The following is a 17,594-nucleotide window of genomic DNA, read 5'->3' as shown; positions in this document are numbered from 1 at the left end:
AAAAGACCTCCTGATACGGGCATGCCGGACGGGGGGACAGGCTGCGCCGCTTTGAATGGATCGTCGCGCCTGTGGTCACTGCCAAAGTCGCACCGCTGCGACGGTTCGGCCATTCTGAGCCACAAACACTGAAGCGGCCCTGATTATAGGTAGTTTTTCACGCAGGAAACAAACTGCCCCAATATCTGTCATGTGTATCGGACCTGGGTCACAGGAACTTGAGGCCCGAAGGCAGTCGCCGGACTGATCGCTATAATCCTCCGCCATCCTCCACACCCAACAAAACGAACGGATTTCCGCCATGGCTGCACGTCACTCCCGTCTCCTCATCCTCGGCTCGGGGCCGGCCGGCTACACCGCCGCCGTCTACGCCGCCCGCGCCAACCTCAAGCCGGTGCTGATCACCGGTCTGGCCCAGGGCGGTCAGCTGATGACCACGACCGACGTCGACAACTGGCCGGCCGACGCCGAAGGGGTGCAGGGCCCGGACCTGATGGCCCGCTTCCAGCGCCATGCCGAGCGCTTCGAGACGGAAATGGTGTTCGACCATATCCATACCGCTCACCTGAAGGAAAATCCGATACGCCTGGTCGGCGACAACGGCGAGTACACCTGCGACGCACTCATCATCGCCACCGGTGCCAGCGCCAAATATCTCGGCCTGCCATCGGAAGAAGCCTTCGCCGGCAAGGGCGTATCGGCCTGCGCGACCTGCGACGGCTTCTTCTACCGCAACCAGGACGTGGCAGTCATCGGCGGCGGCAATACCGCGGTCGAGGAAGCACTGTATCTCGCCAACATTGCACGCCATGTGACGGTGGTGCACCGTCGCGACAAATTCAAGTCGGAGAAGATCCTGCAGGACAAGCTGTTCGAGAAGGAGAAGCAGGGCAAGGTGACCATACGCTGGCACAGCACGCTGGACGAAGTGCTGGGCGACAAGACCGGCGTCACCGGCATGCGCATCAAGTCCACGCTGGACGGCAAGACCGAGGACGTCGCGCTCGCTGGCGTGTTCATCGCCATCGGCCACCAGCCGAACACGCAGCTGTTCGAAGGCCAGCTCGACATGGAAGGCGGCTACATCGTCACCCAGGCCGGTCGCAACGGCAATTTCACCGCCACCAGCATTCCGGGCGTATTCGCCGCCGGCGACGTGCAGGACCACATCTACCGCCAGGCAGTCACCAGCGCTGGCACCGGCTGCATGGCCGCGCTCGACGCCGAGCGCTATCTGGACAGTCTCGGGCTGGCCTGAGCCGCGCGTGAGCGCACTGCGCCATGTCGTCGAAGAAGCGGCGCCATCCCCGGGCGCCGGTATTGCCCAGCGAGGAAGAGATCGCGCTGTTCCGGCAGGCGGTGATCGGCGTACAACCGATCACCACTGACCGCGTACTGCTCGAGACACCGCCGCCCCGCGCCTGGCCGCTGCAGCGTGAAGCGGACGACATGTCGGTGCTGGCGGAGTCGCTGCGCGGCCCGCTGTCGATCGACCTGCGGCTGGAAGGCGGCGAGGAGCCGTCCTTCCTGCGCGCCGGGCTGACACGACAGGTGCTGCGCGATCTGCGCCGCGGGCGCTGGGTGTCGCAGGGGCAGATCGATCTGCACGGTGCCACGCGTGACGCCGCCCACGACATCGTGGTCGAGTTCCTGCACGACGCACACCGCCGCGGCATGCGCTGCGTGCGGGTGATCCACGGAAAAGGACTCGGGTCGCCCGGGCGGGAACCGGTGCTTAAAGGACTGGTGCTGGGCTGGTTGATGCACCGCCCGGAAGTGCTGGCCTTCTGTCAGGCCCGGCCGCACGAGGGTGGGGCCGGGGCGCTGATGGTGCTGCTGAAACCGGCCGCCCGCGACTGAGCGGCGGCCGGCCGGCGCGGAATCAGATCGCTGCTTCGCCCGATTCACCGGTGCGGATGCGCACCACCTGTTCGACCGGCATCACGAAAATCTTGCCGTCGCCGATCTTGCCGGTGCGCGCCGCCTTGATGATGGCCTCGACCGCCGGCTCGACCGTCTCGTCGGCAACGATGACCTCGATCTTGATCTTGGGCAGGAAATCGACGACGTACTCGGCGCCGCGATACAGCTCGGTATGGCCCTTCTGGCGGCCGAAACCCTTTACTTCAGTCACCGTCAGGCCGGTCACGCCGACTTCAGACAGGCCTTCGCGAACTTCGTCGAGCTTGAAAGGCTTGATGACTGCTTCGATCTTTTTCATGCGGGAGTCTCCTCGGTGAGGCCGCGAAGTATAAAGGCTTATGAGCCTGCCGTCGGCACCCCCTGCATCGGCGGGTCCCAGCTTCAATCGCACATCCCGTCCGCCGGGCGAATGATGGACAGAGACATCTGCGCCACTCAGTGATAAAGGCAACACCGCGGCCGACAATGACGAAGTACTGAGTCAAGCCGACGGCATAATGCGCGCTGTCGCCTGCGCCAGAGTACGCCATGTCCGCCCTCACCGCCCCGCACAGCACGCTGCGCACGAAGACCGTCGTCCTGATTTCAGTCGCCATGATGCTGTCGGGGTCCGCCAACGCACGGTCCGGCCCACGCGCCGTGTTCGAGCGCGCCTCCTCCAGCGTGTACGAGTTGCATCTGCAGGACGAGAACGGCGTTGCCGAGGCCGTCGCCAGCGCGTTGTCACTCGGCGGAGGTCGTTTCGTCACACGCTGCGAAACCGGCTGGAACCCGCAGAAGCACACCCTGCAGCTGCGCAAGGACAGCACGGTCCTCGTTGCACGACTGGAGTCGCGCGACGCGCAGAACGGGCTGTGCGCGCTGGTCGCCGACGGGGCCCGCAAGCTGCCAGCCCCCAGGCTTGCCGGCCTGCCGTCGGCCGGGGACACCGTCTATGCCGTCAGTAACGGCCTGGGACTGGGCACCGGCATTTCCGAGGGCGTCGTATCGGCAATACGCGGCGCCAACAACGAACGGCGCATCCAGTTCACCGCAGCCATCTCCCCGGGCTCCGAAGGTGGCGGCCTGTTCGACGCCAGCGGCGCGCTGATCGGCATGATCGAAACGTCCAGGCGCGAAGGCCAGAACATCAATTTCGCCATCGAGGCGCGCCAGCTTGCCGGCGTTGCCCAGCGCGCCGCCGTCATCGACGCAGCCGCCCAGGAACAGTCACGCCTTGCCGCCGAGGCCGAGCGCCTCGTCGCGGAGCAGAAATGGACCGAACTGCTGCAGCATGCCGATCGCTGGGCCGGGCGTCACCGCGCGAGCGTGGACGCGCAAATTGCACGGGCGCAGGCCAACGAGGGCTTAAACAGAACGCCGGCGGCCGAGGCCGCCTATCGCGCCGCACTCGCGCTGGACGCCAGCCATCGCCAGGCGGCCTTCGGCCTGTGCCGCGCCCTGATCGGGCAGCAGAAGACCGACGACGCGCTGACCGTTGCGCGGCGGCTGACTGCCGATTTCGGCGACGAGCTGGACGCGTGGCTGATGCTGGCGTACGCGCAGGGAATGGCGAAGCGCCTCGATGAAGCGGAAGCGTCCTACCGTCACGCCCAGCAGTTGTACCCGTGGTCGGGTGGCCCGCTTGAGGGCCTCGCCCATATTGCAGCGCTCCGTGGCGACACCGCGGCCTTGCTCGACTATCGCAGACGCGCGATCCACCTGGCGCCGAGCGACACAGGCGCCGTGATGCGACTCGCAGACGCATATCTGGAGGCGAAGAAGCCCGAACGGGCACTGGAGCTCATCCTCGGGCAAGGTGCGTCGGCGGAAACCGATGGCGACCTGCTGTATTTCCGCGGCCGCGCGCTGGCGGCGCTCGGGCGCCCGCAGGAATCGTCTCGGGTGCTCAGGCTCAGCCTTGAGCACAAGCCCCGTTCACCCGCCTGGGTGTGGTCCGCTATCGGCGAGAACGCGTATGCCCAGCAGCGATGGGCGGAGGCGATCGCCTCTTTCCGCAAGGCGATCTCGCTGTCGCCCGACGAACCCCTGTGGCGCTGGCGGCTCGGTCTCGCACTGAAGGACTCCGCACATTTCGACGAAGCGATGGACATCTTCAAGCGCTGGGCCAAGGACTTCCCCAAGGATCCGGACGGCTGGCGACAGATCGGATTCATTCACGCCAGCACGAACCGGAATGCCGACGCGGTGAAATCCCTGGAGCACGCCATCTCGATCGACCCGTCGCAGATCCAGGTCTGGCAAGCGCTGGTCGAGGTCTACTACAAGCTCGATCGCCACGAAGACGCCCGCCGGGCATACGGCCGGCTGCGCGAACTGGACCGCGAACGCGCCGAACTTGCCTACCTCTGCTGCATCGTGCCGCTGGAGATCACGCGATGATGCGCCGCGCCCTCTTCCTGCTGCTCGCCGCCCACGGCCTGCCGGCCTCGGCCGACACACCACCGGCGGCATCGGTACAAGCCGCACTGTCCGGGGTGGTGACCGTCCGTGCCATCGACATCGAGGAACGTATTGCCGGCGAAGGCAGCGGTGTAGTGATCGCACGCGCGACTGTCATCACCAATTGCCATGTCATCCGCTACGCGAAATCGATCTCGGTCAATGACGGCAAGAAGACCCACAGCGCCCGCTGGACCCTCGGCGATGTCGAGCGCGATCTGTGCCGGCTCGAGGTCGACACGCTCGACGCGCCGCCGGTCGCGCAGCGGGCGGGCACCGCACTCGAGATCGGCGAGCGGGTGCACGCGATCGGCAACCCGCTCGGCCTGGGTGTTTCAGTCAGCAGTGGTCTGGTATCCAATCTGCTGAAGGGCGACAGCGCCCCGGTCATCGTCGTGTCGGCACCGCTGTCGCCGGGCTCCAGCGGCGGCGGCCTGTTCGACGACCAGGGCCGGCTGGTCGGCATCACCACCGGCACCATGGTGGCGGGACAGAACACCAATATCGCGCTGCCCGTCGAATGGATCGGCGACCTCGCCCAGCGAGGAACGGCGCCGCCGCCACCCTTCGTCGTACCCGAGGCCGAACCTCGCTGGGCGGAGGAGGCAGAGCGGCTGCGCTCGTCGGGAGACATGGCTGCCTTGGCCGAATGGTCAAGCGGCTGGATCGACGCCCTGCCCGATACGTCCGAGGCCTGGCGCCTGCGCGGGCTGGCCAGGATGAACCTCGGCCGCTACGACGAAGCCGAGCGCGACCAGCTGCGCGCACTCGAACTGCACGAGCGCAACGCCGACGCCTGGGTCGAACTGGCCGACGTCCGGCTCGTCGGCAAGCGCCCGGCGGAAGCCGCGGCCGCATTTGCCCGCGCCAAGGAGGCCCAGCCTCTTTCCGGCTACCCGTATCGGGTCGAAGGCCGATGGCGGATGCGGCAGGGTGACGCACGCGCCGCTCACGAACTGGCGAATCAGGCCGTCAAGCGCAGCCCGCATGACGACGACGCATGGGCGCTGCTGGCGGAATCGCATGACGCGCTCGGCCGGCCCGCCGAAGCCGCCCGTGCATGGCGCATCGCCCTGCGGCACCAGCCGGGGCAGGTGTCGTGGTCGGCCGCACTTGCGCGTTCGTTGAAGGCTGCCGGACAGACCGACCAGGCGCGCGCGGTGCTCTCGACCGCAAGTTCCGGCAGCGAGAACGTGGCGACGCTGATCGCGCTTGCGCACGAATCGCTGGCGCAGAGCCGTTACACCGAGGCCGAACAGGCACTGCGCAAGGCGCTCGCCATCGCACCCGCCTCCAACGATGCCGCGGCGCCGCTGGGCGCCATCCTGATGGACAGCGGGCGTACCGAAGAGGGGCGGAAGATGATCGACGCGGTACTGGCGCGCGATCCGGATCATCGCGAAGCGCAGTTGAGCCTCGCCCGGCATCTGGCGAACACCGGCGACCGCGCGGGGGCCGCGAAACTGCGTCAACGGGTCGTTGCGCGTCACCCCGATGACGCGGCGGCCCTGCGCGAACTGAATCAGGTGCAGAGCCAGCTCGGCGACTGGCCCGGCGCACTCGTCAGCGCCCGCAGCCTGGTCCGTCTGCCCGGCGCCACCGCGCCGGACCAGATCGCGTTGAGCGAGGCAGCGCTGCGTGCCGGGCTGGTGGACGAATCGCGCACTGCACTGACGCGCGCCGAGGCGGCCGCGCCTGAAAGTCTCGAAGTGCTGCTCGCCCGCTGCGCGCAATACGGTCGCGAACAGGATCACGCGCGCTCCCTCGAATACGCGACGCGCGCGACAAAGGGCCATCCCACCGCAGGTCCGGCCTGGAGCAGCAAAGGCTATGTACTGATTCTGCTGGGCCGCCCGGCAGAGGCGGTGGAAGCACTCGAAGTCGCGGTGCGGCTCGACCCTCAGACCGTCAACGGCTGGATCAATCTGGGCCACGCGCTGATGCTGAAGCGGGAAGTCGGCCGCGCGATCGAAGTGCTGGAGCGTGCCGAGCAACTGGCACCCGAGTCGCCCGACGGCCAGTTCTTCCTCGGTCAGGCCTACGGACAGAACAGGCAGTTCGCCAAGGGCATCGCGGTGCTGGACCGCCTGACTGCGCGCTACCCCGGCTTCCTGAACGCCTGGCACGTGAAGGCACTGGTACACGCCAACGCGCGCGACGCTGCCGGTTTGCGCAGCAGCTACCTCGGTTTGCGCAAGCAGAACGTCGCCGCAGCACAGTCACTGCGTAACGACATCCTGACGAAAATGCCGGATTTCGCGGCGGCGGTGAGCGATCCCTGAGACTCCACTCTGCGGGTCCGCGGACCGCGTCGCCCCGCCCGCGATCGCCTCAGTGCTCGTCCTGGTAACGATTGGTGATCGGATACCGCCAATCCTTCCCGAACCCCCGCTCGGTCACCCGCACACCCGGCGGCGCCTGACGGCGCTTGTACTCGTTCCGCTTCAGCAGCCCGATCACCCGCTTCACGTCGTTCTCGGCGAAGCCGGCGGCGATGATTTCGCGCGGCGACTGGTCGCGCTCCATATAGGCCTGGATGATGGCGTCGAGGATTTCGTAGGCGGGCAGGCTGTCCTGGTCGGTCTGGTTCGGACGCAGTTCGGCCGACGGCGCGCGGGTCAGGATGTTGTCCGGGATGTCATGGCGCTGGCTGTTGCGCCAGGCGCACAGGCGGTAGACGAAGGTTTTGTAGATGTCCTTGATCACCGCGAAGCCACCGGCCAGGTCGCCGTAGAGCGTCGAATAGCCGACCGCCATTTCGCTCTTGTTGCCGGTGGTGAGCACGATGGCGCCGGTCTTGTTGGACAGTGCCATCAGCATGATCATGCGGGCGCGCGCCTGCACGTTCTCTTCGGTGGTGTCGGCGGCGGCGTCGCCGAACAGCGGCTTCAGCATCTGCTCGAAGGTCTGCATCGCGGGAGCGATCGACACTTCGTCGTAACGCACGCCGAGATTGCGCACCAGCTCACGCGAGTCGTCGAGGCTCATCTGCGCGGTGTAGGGCGACGGCATCATGACCGCACGCACGTGATCGGCGCCGATGGCGTCGACCGCGATGCACAGCGTCAGCGCTGAATCGACGCCACCTGAAAGCCCGATCAGCGCCGATTTGAAACCGTTCTTGCCGAGGTAGTCGCGCACGCCCAGCACCAGCGCTTCGTAACAGTCCTGCTCGACGGTGGTGACCGGCGGCAGCGGCTGGTCGACGATGTCGCCGGCGCTGAATTCGACCGTGGCGAAATGTTCGCGACAGTGCGGCGCGCGCCATGCCAGGCGACCGCGACGGTCGAGCGCGAACGATGCGCCGTCAAACACCAGTTCATCCTGGCCGCCGACCAGATTGCAATAGACGACCGGAATGCCAGTAGCAAGCACGCGCTCGGCCACCACCTGTTCGCGCGTGACCGGCTTGTTCAGGTGATAGGGCGAGGCGTTGAGCACCGCCAGCAGGTGCGCGCCCGCAGCTGCGGCAGCTTCGGCCGCGCCCGGCTCCCACACGTCGGCGCAGATGTTCACGCCCACCTTCACGCCCTCGACGTCGATCACCAGCGGCTGCGTGCCGGCCTCGAAGTAGCGTTCTTCGTCAAACACTTCGTAGTTCGGCAGGCGCATCTTGAAATAGGTGGCCTCGACACGGCCGCCGCGGATCAGGCTGGCGGCGTTGTATCGGCATTCGCCGCTCGCGTGCGGGTGCCCCACCAGCACGGCCAGATCACGCGGCGCCTCCGCGGCCATGCGGGCCAGCGCGCGCGCGCAGGCAAGGTGAAAGTCCGGGCGCAGCAGTAGGTCTTCCGGCGGATAGCCGCACAGCGCCAGTTCGGGCGTCAGCAGCAGGCCGGCGCCCTGCTCCGCCGCGCGGCGCGCGGCGTCGAGGATGAGCGCGGCGTTGTGGTCGAGATCGCCGACCACGCAGTTCAGTTGCGCAACGGCGATGCGAAGGGTGCTCATCGCCTCACTCCATGCGCAGGAAGTGTTCGCGGTAGAACTTCAGTTCGTCTATCGATTCGTAGATGTCGGCCAGCGCCTCATGCCGCTGCGCCTTCTTGAACTGCGCGGCCAGTTGCGGCCGCCAGCGCTTGCAAAGCTCCTTCAGCGTCGACACGTCGAGGTTGCGGTAGTGGAACCACGCTTCGAGCGTCGGCATGTGGCGGGCGAGGAAGCGGCGGTCCTGGCAGATCGAGTTGCCGCAGATCGGGCTGGTGCGCTCGGGTACGTACTGACTGAGGAAGGCGATCATCTGCGCGGCCGCTTCGTTCTCGTCCAGCGTCGAGGCGCGCACGCGCTCGGTCAGACCGGACTTGCCGTGAGTGGCGGTGTTCCAGCTGTCCATGCCGCCGAGCACTTCGTCGGACTGGTGCACGACCAGCACCGGGCCCTCCGCGATCACTTCGAGATTGGCGTCGGTGATCACGCAGGCCAGTTCGATCACGCGGTCGTTGTCCGGATCCAGACCGGTCATTTCCATGTCCAGCCAGACGAGATGTGTGGGGTCCTGTGCCATAATCGAGAAAATTTCCAAGCGGGATTAATGCGTTCGTCCGAACGCGGATCGGCCCGATTTTGTCACACTCGCGTGACCTGGACTGAGTCTAAATTGACTCTGATCCTGACCGGAACCGCATCCACCCGAGGCAACCCACCATGCTCACCGAAATCTTCGTCGCCGCTCTCGTGCTGACCACCGGCGTGCGCCTGTGGCTGGCCACCCGTCACCGCGCCCACGTTGCCGCTCATCGCGGCGAGGTGCCGGTCGCCTTCCGTGGAGCGATTCCGCTCGAAGCGCACCAGAAGGCCGCCGACTACACCGTGGCGCGCGCCGGCCTCGGCCGCGCCGACGTCGTCATCGGCGCGCTGTGGCTGCTGGTGCTGACGCTGGGCGGCGGCCTGCAGTGGATGTTCGATCTGGCCGGCAACCTCGCTGGCGACGGCATAGTGCGTGACCTGGTGTTCATCGGCATCGTCGCCTTCGCCTCGTCGCTGATCGACCTGCCGGTTCTCATGTGGCGCACCTTCGTGATCGAACAGCGCTTCGGCTTCAACAAGATGACGCTGGGCATGTTCTTCGGCGACCAGATCAAGCACGGCCTGATCGGTGCCGCCATCGGCGCACCGGCGGTCGCCGCGGTGCTGTGGATCATGGACAGCCTGGGCGCTGCCTGGTGGGTTTATGCCTGGGCCTTCTGGCTCACCTTCAGCCTCGCCATGATGGTGCTCTACCCCACCTTCATCGCACCGCTGTTCAACAAGTTCGAACCGATGCCGGCCGGCGAGCTGCGCAGCCGCATCGAGGCGCTGCTGGAACGCTGCGGCTTCCGCTCCGACGGCCTGTTCGTGATGGACGGCTCGCGCCGCTCGGCGCACGGCAACGCCTACTTCACCGGCTTCGGCAAGGGCAAGCGCATCGTGTTCTTCGACACCCTGCTCAACCGCCTTGGCGGCGACGAGATCGAAGCGGTGCTGGCGCACGAGCTGGGCCACTACAAGCACCACCACATCTGGAAGCGCGTCGGCTGGATCGCCGCCGGCAGCCTCGCCTTCTTCGCCCTGCTCGGCTGGCTGGTCGACGCGCCGTGGTTCTTCGAACAGCTGGGCGTGTCGTCGCAGGGCGATGCGATGGCGCTGACGCTCTTCGCTCTCGTAATACCGGTGTTCAGCTTCCCGCTGTCGCCCATCCTGTCGCTGATGTCGCGCAAGCACGAGTTCGAGGCCGACGCCTACGCCGTGGCGCAGACCCGCGCCGACTGGCTGGTCACCGCGCTGGTCAAGCTGTACCGCGACAACGCCTCGACGCTGACGCCGGACCCGCTGTACTCGCAGTTCTACGACTCCCACCCGCCGGCCGCGCTGCGCGTGGCGCGGCTGCAATCCACCTGACGATGACCGCACACGAACTCGCACAACAACACTGCACGCCGCAGAAGGGCGCCCACCGCCGCATCGAGGGCGAGGCGCTCGCCGCGGCCCTGAAGGATCTGCGCGGCTGGATCGAAATCGACAAGCACATCGCCAAGGACTTCCAGTTCACCGACTACGCGCAGACCGTCGCCTTCGTGAACCAGGTCGCCGCGCTGGCTGCGGCCGAAGATCACCACCCGGACATCATGTTCGGCGCCAACCGCGTACGCGTGGTGTTCACCACGCACAGCGTGCGCGGTGTGTCCCTCAATGATCTGATCTGCGCCGCCCGCATCGAGGCGATGCGCGACGCCGCCTGACGGTTTGAAAAAAACTCTGCAGCCGGCCGCCCGCATCGTGTCGGCCCACGGCCGGCACTACGTTGCACGGCTGGAGGATGGGCGCGAACTGCAGGCCTTCCCGCGCGGCAAGAAGTCGGACATCGCCTGCGGCGACCGCGTACTGCTCGACATCCAGGGCGAGGACCAGGCACGCATCGCCGAAGTGCTGCCGCGCACCAGCCTGCTTTACCGCAAGGACATGTGGAAGCAGAAGATGGTCGCCGCCAACGTCGATCTGGTCGCCATCGTCGTCGCCACCGAACCGTCGTTCAGTCCGGAACTGATCTCGCGCATCCTCGTGGCGTGCGAAGCGCAGCAACTGCGAACGCTGATCGTGCTGAACAAGTGCGACCTCACCGCCTCACTCGACACCGCCCGCGCTGCGCTCGCGCCGTTCCGTGCGCTGGGTTACGAGGTGCTCGAAATGAGCGCGGTCGAGGGTGCGGACGCACTGCGCCCCTTCCTGCGCGACCACACCAGCGTGTTCACCGGCCAGTCCGGCATGGGCAAGTCGACGCTGGTCAATGCGCTGGTCCCGGAGGCGCGCGCCGCGACGCGCGAGGTGTCGCAGGCACTCGATTCGGGCAAGCACACCACCACTTACGCCAAGCTTTATGCACTCGACGGTGGCGGTGCGCTGATCGACAGCCCGGGCCTGCAGGAATTCGGCCTCGCCCAGCTCGACGTGAACGATCTCGAACAGGCCTTCCCGGATTTCCGTCCGCATCTGGGCAAATGCCGCTTCCGCGACTGCGCGCACGACAGCGAACCGGGCTGCGGCCTGCGCGACCACGTCGCACCTGACCGCCTGGCGCTCTATCACCTGCTGCGCCACGAAATCACCACGGCAGCTGCCCCGCAGTACTGAGCAGCGCTTCTGCGCGTTCGCAAGGCCCTGTCGGGGTCAGAAGACCCCTCCCACAGAGACCCGGGCCCCGGCTTCGGCGGCGAATCGTGCGCGATCCTTGTGGAAGCGGCCTTGGCCGCGACGCGGCTGCTGCAGGCCGCCGACTCCGATACAGGTCGCAATCGCGAGCATGCTCGCTCCCACAGAACCTGCTCGCACGCTCACTGCAGCATGAAAGTCTCGTACTCCAGCCGCCCCAGTTTCCGGTCCAGCGCCCACAGCCCGAGCATCAGCGTCAGCAGCACCGACAGCGCATAGCCATAGCCGTAGAAGCTGGCGCCGAGCTGGAAGGACAGCGCGGTAAAGGCGATGTTGGACAGACAGAAGAAGCCGCACAGCGCGAGGATGATGCGGCGCTGGTCGAGGTAGAAGAACACGTTGAGCAGCGCCAGCAGACCGACCTGCAGGCTGGCCGCCAGTGTCTGGATGTAGAGCAGCGGCAGGTTCAGTTCCGAAATTTCCAGCACCGCGAACACCGCCGGACCGGCGACGATGGCGCCCAGCATGGCCAGCGTCTGGATCTTGCCGATCTCGGCCAGCCCCTGGCGGATCGAGTACACCATCTCGTCGCGCATGTCCTCGATGTATTCCAGCGAACCGCCGGTGCGCACCGCGTCGAAGAAGCGGTCGTAGTACTCGACGAAATCGGTTTCGATGCGCACCAGAAACACCGCCATGCCCGGGATGATGGACAGATAGGCCATGAACACCGGCAGGTCGTAGATGACCGACGCGCGCAGCGGCCCGATGATGGCGTCCGACGTTTCCGGCCAGCTCCAGAACATGAACTTGTCCACCCAGACGCCGAGGTTGTACAGCAGACCGATGAGCATCAGCGACGGATAGCGCGTCTCGCGGCGGGCGAACTCGTAGGAAATCGTCATCCGCGAACGGTAGTGCCAGGCGGTGATCATCCACATGCCGACGAAGAGCACGAAGTGCCCGAGCACGAATCCGCCCAGCAAGCCTTCGAGCCCCCACGGCCGCGCCGCCAGCGCCGACAGCACGGTGACCGCGTAACCCAGCGCGTAGAGCAGCAGGATGGCGCGGTACATCTTCAGGCCGGACAGAAAGATGGTGGCCACCCAGATGCCGCACAACAGCACGAAGCCGGCCAGCATCAGCAGACGATAGGACACCGACAGGCCGGCGAACAGCGTAAAGGCGAGCAGCAGCCCGACCACGCCGGCAACGGCCAGCACCCACAGCAGCAGGCCGTTGAAGTTCGACATCACGAGGTCGTCGCGCTTCTCGAACAGGCGGTCGGAAATGAAACGGGTGAAGGCGAGCTGCACCAGGCCGGTCAGGATGAGCGAGGTCGAGATCAGATAGGTGACCGACACCTGGAACTGGGTGATCAGGAATTCCGGCACCACCACCGCGCGCGACAGCAGACCCACCATCAGGATGCCGACGATGGACAGCACCCACGGTCCGGAGCCGATCACGCCGGCGTAGCTGTAGGCCTGGACCAGCCCGAGCAGACTGTCCTTCTTCAGCAGCTTGCGCAGTTCGAAACCGATGCCGGCCATCAGCGCGCTCCGTGTCCGAACGGGCAGCCGCCAGCGCTGCGCGTGTCGCGCGCCAGCGCTTCGTCATAGACCGCGCGATAGCGGTCGAACATCAGCGCGTCGCTGTAGTAGCGCTCGACGCGCGCAATGCCTGCCTGCTGAGCCGCCTGCCAGGCCGCGCCGTCGTTCAGCAGGTCGAGCGCGGCATCGGCCAGCGCCTGCGGGTCGGCGATGCCGACCACGCGGCCGGCCGCGCCGAGCGCCTCGTCCTCCTCGCCCAGCCCGTACATGAGCTGGCGGCAGGAACCGACGTCGGTCGACACCGCCGGCACGCCGGCCGCAAAGCCCTCCAGCAGCACCAGCGGCAGCGCTTCGGAAATCGACGACAGCACGACCAGACCGATCTTCGGCATCAGCTCGTCGATCTTCTGCATGCCGAGAAAGCGCACGTTGTCCGACAGGCCGAGGCTGTCGACCAGGTTGCGGCACTCCTCGGCGTAGGCCGGATCCTCGTCGGCCGGACCGGCGATCCAGCCCTGCGCCTCGGGCATGCGATTGACCACGCGGCGCATCGCGCGCACGAAGGTCTTGATGTCCTTGATCGGCACCACGCGACCGATCAGACACAGCACCGGCGGCACGACGTCCGGCCGTTGCGCGCGCAGCGGCGCCAGCCGCTGTATCGCCACACCGTTCGGAATGTTGCGCGTGCGCGCGGCGTCCGCGCCGTCGGCCACCTGGCGCAGCCGGTTGGTTTCGTACAGCGCGATGATGGGGTCGGCGGCGGCGTAGGTGATGCGCCCCAGCCACTCGAAAAAACGTATCCACAGCTGGCGGAAGTAGCTCAACTCCGACGCGTCCTTCTGGAACACGTTGCGGTTGTCGCGTATCCACTCGTTCTGGTAGAGGTCGATCTTGCGTTCCTTGGTGTAGATGCCGTGTTCCGACAGCACCAGCGGACGCCCGGTCGACTGCGCCAGCATGGCGCCGAGAAAGCCGGCGTAACCAGTCGACACGCTGTGATAGACCTTCGCCGGCACCAGCGTGTGCGCGATGCGGGCGAGCTGCCACAGCGGCTGGTGCATGATGCGCACCGTCCAGAAGTAATCGACGAAGCTCGGGTCGCTGCAGTACTTGCGGTAGCGGTCGGTAACGATGTCCCACGACGCTTCGCTGCGCAGGAAGGCCTCGAGATCGATGCGTCCGCCGGGGCAGATGTCGCGACAGGCGTCGCCGAACATTTCCAGCACGTCGCCGCCGCCATTGCGGAAGGACTCATGCAGCGCCGCCATCCGCTCGAAGGCCTGCGCGTCGCCGGCCATGCCGGACTTGCGGTCGTGCGCGCTGGCGCCGCCGCCGAGGTCGTCGTGCAGGTAGTGCGTTTCCAGGTGCACCACGTTGTCCGGCAGCGCATAGCGCATGTCGCCGTAGTCGCTGCGCCGGCTGCCGATGAACACGACCGCGAAACGCAGTTCGGGATAGGCGCGGATGATCTGGTTCACCCAGCTCGACACCCCGCCCGCCACATAGGGAAAGGTACCTTCCAGCAGCAGCGCCACATCGACGCCCTGCTCCGCCCGGCGGATCACTTCACTCACCGGACACCCCTCCGTCGCGGCCGCACCAAGGAGGGCTGCGGTCGAACCGATCGATCAGTGCTGCACTCATGCCTGCCCCCAGAATTTCAGCACCGGCTGCAGCCGCGACAGGCCTTCCCAGTCCTGCATCGTCTGCAACAGCGCGCGCACCTGCGTGAAGTCGCGTCGCGCGAAAGCCAGCTCGGCCAGATAGGGCACGACGCGCGAAGCGGGCAGACCCAGTTCGCGCGCACGCCGGTAAGCCGCGTCGGCCTCGTCCAGCCGGCCCATCTGCTGCAGCAGACGGCCGTGCTGCAGATGCAGCGCCGGGTCGTTGCCGTGCGTCTGCAGTGCTGATTCGCTGTAGCGCAGCGCCTCGCCGACCGCGTAGTCGAGCAGATCGCCCTGCACCAGCCCCTGATAGATCAGCTCCCAGTAAAGCGCCGCCAGCTGGTGCGCGACGCGGCTGCGCTGTTCGGCGTCGCGGCTCGCTGCGTAACGCTGACGGGCTTCGTGGATGTCGGCGTTGAGCCGCTTCTCGCGGCTGTCGAGCAGGCCGTAGGCGAGCAGGCGCAGATCGTCTTCGGAATCGCCGAGCAGTTCGCGCAGCACCGGCGAACCGATGCGCGACGGCGCGTGCGACAGCGCCACCATGGCACGCAGACGCTGCGGCACCGGCGCGCGTTCGTTCTTCAGGAACTGGCGCACGCCGGCCTGACGGAAGCCGGCGGCCGACTTCTCACTGCTTTCGTGGATGTCCAGATCCGGCAGCCGCACGGCCGAGAAGCGCTGCGGCGCCTTCAGCCGCGGCAGCAGGTGGCGCATCAGTGCGCCCGCCAGCACGCCGACGAAACCGAGTACCGGCACGAAGAAGATGCAGCTGAACAGCAGAGACAGCACGCTGGTGCGCGGCTTCGAGCGGGCCGGCGGAATCAGCGCGTACACGGCCAGCGCGAGCATCAGGCTGGCCGGTGCGTGTGCCGCCAGGTAGGCGGACAGCGCGAGGTCCGGTGCGTCGATGCTGCCCAGACCGTAGAAGGCGGTCAGCTCGGCGAGCAGCGCGGCGAAGGCGAGCTGGCTACTGCCCATGCTGCACCTTCAGCACGCCGCTCAACAGCGCGACCGGCTCGACCTGATCGAGCATGCTGATGCGGCTGCTGACGCCGCTGTCGTCCAGACCGCTGCCGCGGTGCTGGCGCAACCAGTTGTCGATACGCGCCAGATAGCCTTCGACCGCGGCGCTGCCGGCCAGCGGCATCAGCGTGAGCAGACGCGGGCGGTCGCCGCCGTCGACCTTCCACACCACATCGAGCGAACGCTGGATGCGGGCGATCTGCTGGACCAGTTCGCGCCCCTCCTCGCCCGCCGGAAATTCCAGCGTGACCAGTGCGCTGGCGACGCCGGACTCGACGCGGACGCGCCACATGCGTGCCATTTCGAAGGCGAAGTCGAGCGGGCAGTCGGCGAAGCGCGCACGCAGCGGGGCCGCCAGCGCGCTCGCCGACAGGCCGTCGGCGTAGTAGCCGAGCAGCAGGTTCAGCATCTGCAGCGTTTCTTCGTGCAGCGCGAAGAAAGGCATGCGATCGACCACCAGCAGCGCCCGCATCGCACCACTCATGTCGCTCAGCGGTGCCACCACCAGATAGCGCGAGCCGCCCTCGGCGCGCTCGTCGTCGAGCGCCACGTGCGCCAGCCGGCGACGCTCAAGAGCGAAGCCAATCAGCGGATCGCCGGCATCGATGTCGAACGGCGCGCCAAGATAGGTCGGCGCGCCGCCATCGGGCCGGCCGTCGGCATCGACCGGCAGCAGCGCCGCGCGTTCGATCTGGCAGTACTGCGCAACCAGACGCAGCAGGTCTGGCGCGCCCGGCAGCGCGTCACCGGCGGCGCCGGGTGCCGAGGCCAGCGCACGCAGGCTCACCAGTGCGTCGCGCATCGACACCGGACGCGAGATCAGATCCTGCTCCAGCCGGTCGTGCGACAGGCGCAGCAGGTAATGCTGGTGCGTCAGATACTCCAGGCGCTGCTCGAGGTAGGCCTGCACGCTTTCCGCACGCCGCACGCGATTGCGCCACAGCGACGAGAACTCGCCGCAGATCATCACCGTGATGAGCCAGCCGAGGAAATACAGCTTGGGCAGTTCGCCCAGCGCCACGCCCAGTTCGCCGAAAACGAACCACGCGGCGAACACGATGGCGCTGGCGGCCAGACCGGGGATCGGGCCATAGCGCAGCGCCACCAGTACCGGGCCGAGCCACACCCAAGCGAACTGCGCCCGCAGGAAGAAGGGGTCGAGCGGGTTGAGCCAGAAGGCGAGCAGCAGCGCGAGCAGCGGCGTCGCCAGCGTCTCGGCCATGGCCGCCGCACCGGCACCGGACCCGGTCGGCGTGAAGCGCGCCATCAGGCGCCGCAGCAGCGGCTCGTCAGTGCGCCGGATGACCGGCTTCTCGCCGGGCGAGCGTTCGTTCATTTCAACGCCGGCACCAGCAGCGACTTGATCAGTTCCTGCGCCACCGCGGCCAGCGATTCGCGGCTCCAGCCGCTCTTGCCGCCGACACCGCTCCACAGCACGCGACCGCTGTCGACCTCGACGATCTGCAATGCAATGCCGACCGCCGGCTCGCCATCGACGCCGACCTTGTAGCGCCACTCATCGACCGTGCCGGTGACGGCGTAGCGCGCGCCCTGCGCCTTCGCCCACTCGATCGCCTTGGCGTCGTCCTTCGCCTGCCCGGTCTCGAACAGGTTGTCGCGCTGCAGATCGGACGGATAGCGCTGCACGTTGGCCACGCCAAGCGCGCGCAGCAGGTTTTCGGTGACCGCTTCGGCGCGCTGGCCGGCGAACGGCGTTTCGGTGGCGTTGCCGAAGGGCAGCAGCACCCAGGCGGCCGACTTGTCGGCGCCGGACGGTGCCGAGTGGTCGATGACGGCACAGCCGGCGAGCAGCGCGAGCGCGGCGCCGAGACCGGCGATGTAGTTGATCAGGCGTTTCATGCGA

At 67.1% G+C, this 17,594-nt stretch carries 15 protein-coding genes; 7 read left to right on the top strand and 8 right to left on the bottom strand.

Annotated elements, in window-relative coordinates; all coding sequences use genetic code 11:
• Positions 1-301 precede the first annotated feature (301 nt).
• Both trxB and WDZ97_RS02245 read left to right on the top strand, forming a co-directional pair.
• On the top strand, positions 302-1,258 hold the full coding sequence (gene trxB, locus WDZ97_RS02250) for a thioredoxin-disulfide reductase (RefSeq protein ID WP_425761669.1): 957 nt from the start codon (positions 302-304) through the stop codon (positions 1,256-1,258).
• Between the two features lie 23 nt (positions 1,259-1,281).
• On the top strand, positions 1,282-1,860 hold the full coding sequence (locus WDZ97_RS02245) for a Smr/MutS family protein (protein ID WP_425761668.1): 579 nt from the start codon (positions 1,282-1,284) through the stop codon (positions 1,858-1,860).
• A gap of 22 nt (positions 1,861-1,882) precedes the next feature.
• Here the strand turns inward: WDZ97_RS02245 and WDZ97_RS02240 are convergent, their stop codons facing one another.
• Positions 1,883-2,221: a P-II family nitrogen regulator gene (locus tag WDZ97_RS02240; protein WP_019917638.1), complete on the bottom strand. Its 339-nt coding sequence runs from the start codon at positions 2,219-2,221 to the stop codon at positions 1,883-1,885.
• A gap of 230 nt (positions 2,222-2,451) precedes the next feature.
• On the opposite strand from WDZ97_RS02240, the gene WDZ97_RS02235 reads away from it, so the two are divergent.
• Together WDZ97_RS02235 and WDZ97_RS02230 are read left to right on the top strand one after the other, a co-directional pair.
• Entirely contained in the window at positions 2,452-4,305 is a 1,854-nt protein-coding gene (locus WDZ97_RS02235) for a tetratricopeptide repeat protein (RefSeq protein ID WP_425761667.1), read from the top strand.
• Positions 4,302-6,647, top strand: a complete 2,346-nt coding sequence (locus tag WDZ97_RS02230; RefSeq protein ID WP_425761666.1) for a tetratricopeptide repeat protein — start codon at positions 4,302-4,304, stop codon at positions 6,645-6,647. The genes WDZ97_RS02235 and WDZ97_RS02230 overlap by 4 nt, the downstream gene beginning before the upstream one ends.
• Positions 6,648-6,696: 49 nt before the next feature.
• Here the strand turns inward: WDZ97_RS02230 and WDZ97_RS02225 are convergent, their stop codons facing one another.
• Together WDZ97_RS02225 and orn are read right to left on the bottom strand one after the other, a co-directional pair.
• On the bottom strand, positions 6,697-8,313 hold the full coding sequence (locus WDZ97_RS02225) for an NAD+ synthase (protein WP_425761665.1): 1,617 nt from the start codon (positions 8,311-8,313) through the stop codon (positions 6,697-6,699).
• A gap of 4 nt (positions 8,314-8,317) precedes the next feature.
• Positions 8,318-8,866, bottom strand: a complete 549-nt coding sequence (gene orn / locus WDZ97_RS02220) for an oligoribonuclease (protein ID WP_425761664.1) — start codon at positions 8,864-8,866, stop codon at positions 8,318-8,320.
• A gap of 140 nt (positions 8,867-9,006) precedes the next feature.
• Here orn and WDZ97_RS02215 point away from each other — a divergent pair, with 140 nt between their 5' ends.
• Genes WDZ97_RS02215 through rsgA form a run of 3 tightly spaced genes read left to right on the top strand, consistent with a single transcriptional unit; the run spans position 9,007 to position 11,469 of the window.
• Positions 9,007-10,239, top strand: a complete 1,233-nt coding sequence (locus WDZ97_RS02215; protein ID WP_425761663.1) for a M48 family metallopeptidase — start codon at positions 9,007-9,009, stop codon at positions 10,237-10,239.
• A gap of 2 nt (positions 10,240-10,241) precedes the next feature.
• Positions 10,242-10,580 (top strand): 4a-hydroxytetrahydrobiopterin dehydratase, encoded by a 339-nt coding sequence (locus tag WDZ97_RS02210; protein WP_296812444.1) that lies wholly within the window; start codon positions 10,242-10,244, stop codon positions 10,578-10,580.
• A 4-nt stretch (positions 10,581-10,584) separates the two neighbouring features.
• A complete protein-coding gene (gene rsgA / locus WDZ97_RS02205) occupies positions 10,585-11,469 on the top strand; it encodes a ribosome small subunit-dependent GTPase A (RefSeq protein ID WP_425761662.1) in 885 nt (294 codons plus the stop codon).
• Between the two features lie 200 nt (positions 11,470-11,669).
• On the opposite strand, the gene pelG is transcribed toward rsgA, so the two are convergent.
• From pelG to WDZ97_RS02180, 5 genes are all read right to left on the bottom strand, one after another.
• Positions 11,670-13,040, bottom strand: a complete 1,371-nt coding sequence (gene pelG, locus WDZ97_RS02200) for an exopolysaccharide Pel transporter PelG (RefSeq protein WP_019917630.1) — start codon at positions 13,038-13,040, stop codon at positions 11,670-11,672.
• Positions 13,040-14,617, bottom strand: coding sequence for a GT4 family glycosyltransferase PelF (gene pelF, locus WDZ97_RS02195; RefSeq protein ID WP_425761661.1), 1,578 nt, complete (start codon positions 14,615-14,617; stop codon positions 13,040-13,042). Before pelF ends, pelG begins: the two co-directional genes overlap by 1 nt.
• Before the next feature lie 66 nt (positions 14,618-14,683).
• Positions 14,684-15,685: a hypothetical protein gene (locus WDZ97_RS02190; RefSeq protein ID WP_425761660.1), complete on the bottom strand. Its 1,002-nt coding sequence runs from the start codon at positions 15,683-15,685 to the stop codon at positions 14,684-14,686.
• Positions 15,675-17,066: a PelD GGDEF domain-containing protein gene (locus WDZ97_RS02185; RefSeq protein WP_425761659.1), complete on the bottom strand. Its 1,392-nt coding sequence runs from the start codon at positions 17,064-17,066 to the stop codon at positions 15,675-15,677. The genes WDZ97_RS02190 and WDZ97_RS02185 overlap by 11 nt, the downstream gene beginning before the upstream one ends.
• The gene (locus WDZ97_RS02180; RefSeq protein WP_425761658.1) at positions 17,063-17,590 is read right to left on the bottom strand and encodes a penicillin-binding protein activator LpoB; all 528 of its coding nucleotides are present in this window, start codon (positions 17,588-17,590) and stop codon (positions 17,063-17,065) included. Before WDZ97_RS02180 ends, WDZ97_RS02185 begins: the two co-directional genes overlap by 4 nt.
• Positions 17,591-17,594 lie beyond the last annotated feature (4 nt).

Origin of the sequence: Methyloversatilis sp. MC4-4, assembly GCF_049843555.1 — a bacterium.
In the GTDB taxonomy this organism is placed as follows: domain Bacteria; phylum Pseudomonadota; class Gammaproteobacteria; order Burkholderiales; family Rhodocyclaceae; genus Methyloversatilis; species Methyloversatilis discipulorum_B.
The sequence above is the reverse complement of the archived record's forward strand: the minus strand, read 5'-3'. Positions and strand labels throughout refer to the sequence as shown.

Coding starts and splice junctions, on each gene's coding strand:
- WDZ97_RS02235 (WP_425761667.1), top strand. CDS start 2,452: ATGTCCGCCCTCACCGCCCCGCACAGCACGCTGCGCACGAAGACCGTC.
- WDZ97_RS02190 (WP_425761660.1), bottom strand. CDS start 15,685: ATGGGCAGTAGCCAGCTCGCCTTCGCCGCGCTGCTCGCCGAGCTGACC.
- WDZ97_RS02225 (WP_425761665.1), bottom strand. CDS start 8,313: ATGAGCACCCTTCGCATCGCCGTTGCGCAACTGAACTGCGTGGTCGGC.
- WDZ97_RS02245 (WP_425761668.1), top strand. CDS start 1,282: ATGTCGTCGAAGAAGCGGCGCCATCCCCGGGCGCCGGTATTGCCCAGC.
- WDZ97_RS02230 (WP_425761666.1), top strand. CDS start 4,302: ATGATGCGCCGCGCCCTCTTCCTGCTGCTCGCCGCCCACGGCCTGCCG.
- pelG (WP_019917630.1), bottom strand. CDS start 13,040: ATGGCCGGCATCGGTTTCGAACTGCGCAAGCTGCTGAAGAAGGACAGT.
- WDZ97_RS02185 (WP_425761659.1), bottom strand. CDS start 17,066: ATGAACGAACGCTCGCCCGGCGAGAAGCCGGTCATCCGGCGCACTGAC.
- WDZ97_RS02180 (WP_425761658.1), bottom strand. CDS start 17,590: ATGAAACGCCTGATCAACTACATCGCCGGTCTCGGCGCCGCGCTCGCG.
- WDZ97_RS02215 (WP_425761663.1), top strand. CDS start 9,007: ATGCTCACCGAAATCTTCGTCGCCGCTCTCGTGCTGACCACCGGCGTG.
- trxB (WP_425761669.1), top strand. CDS start 302: ATGGCTGCACGTCACTCCCGTCTCCTCATCCTCGGCTCGGGGCCGGCC.
- orn (WP_425761664.1), bottom strand. CDS start 8,866: ATGGCACAGGACCCCACACATCTCGTCTGGCTGGACATGGAAATGACC.
- WDZ97_RS02210 (WP_296812444.1), top strand. CDS start 10,242: ATGACCGCACACGAACTCGCACAACAACACTGCACGCCGCAGAAGGGC.
- WDZ97_RS02240 (WP_019917638.1), bottom strand. CDS start 2,221: ATGAAAAAGATCGAAGCAGTCATCAAGCCTTTCAAGCTCGACGAAGTT.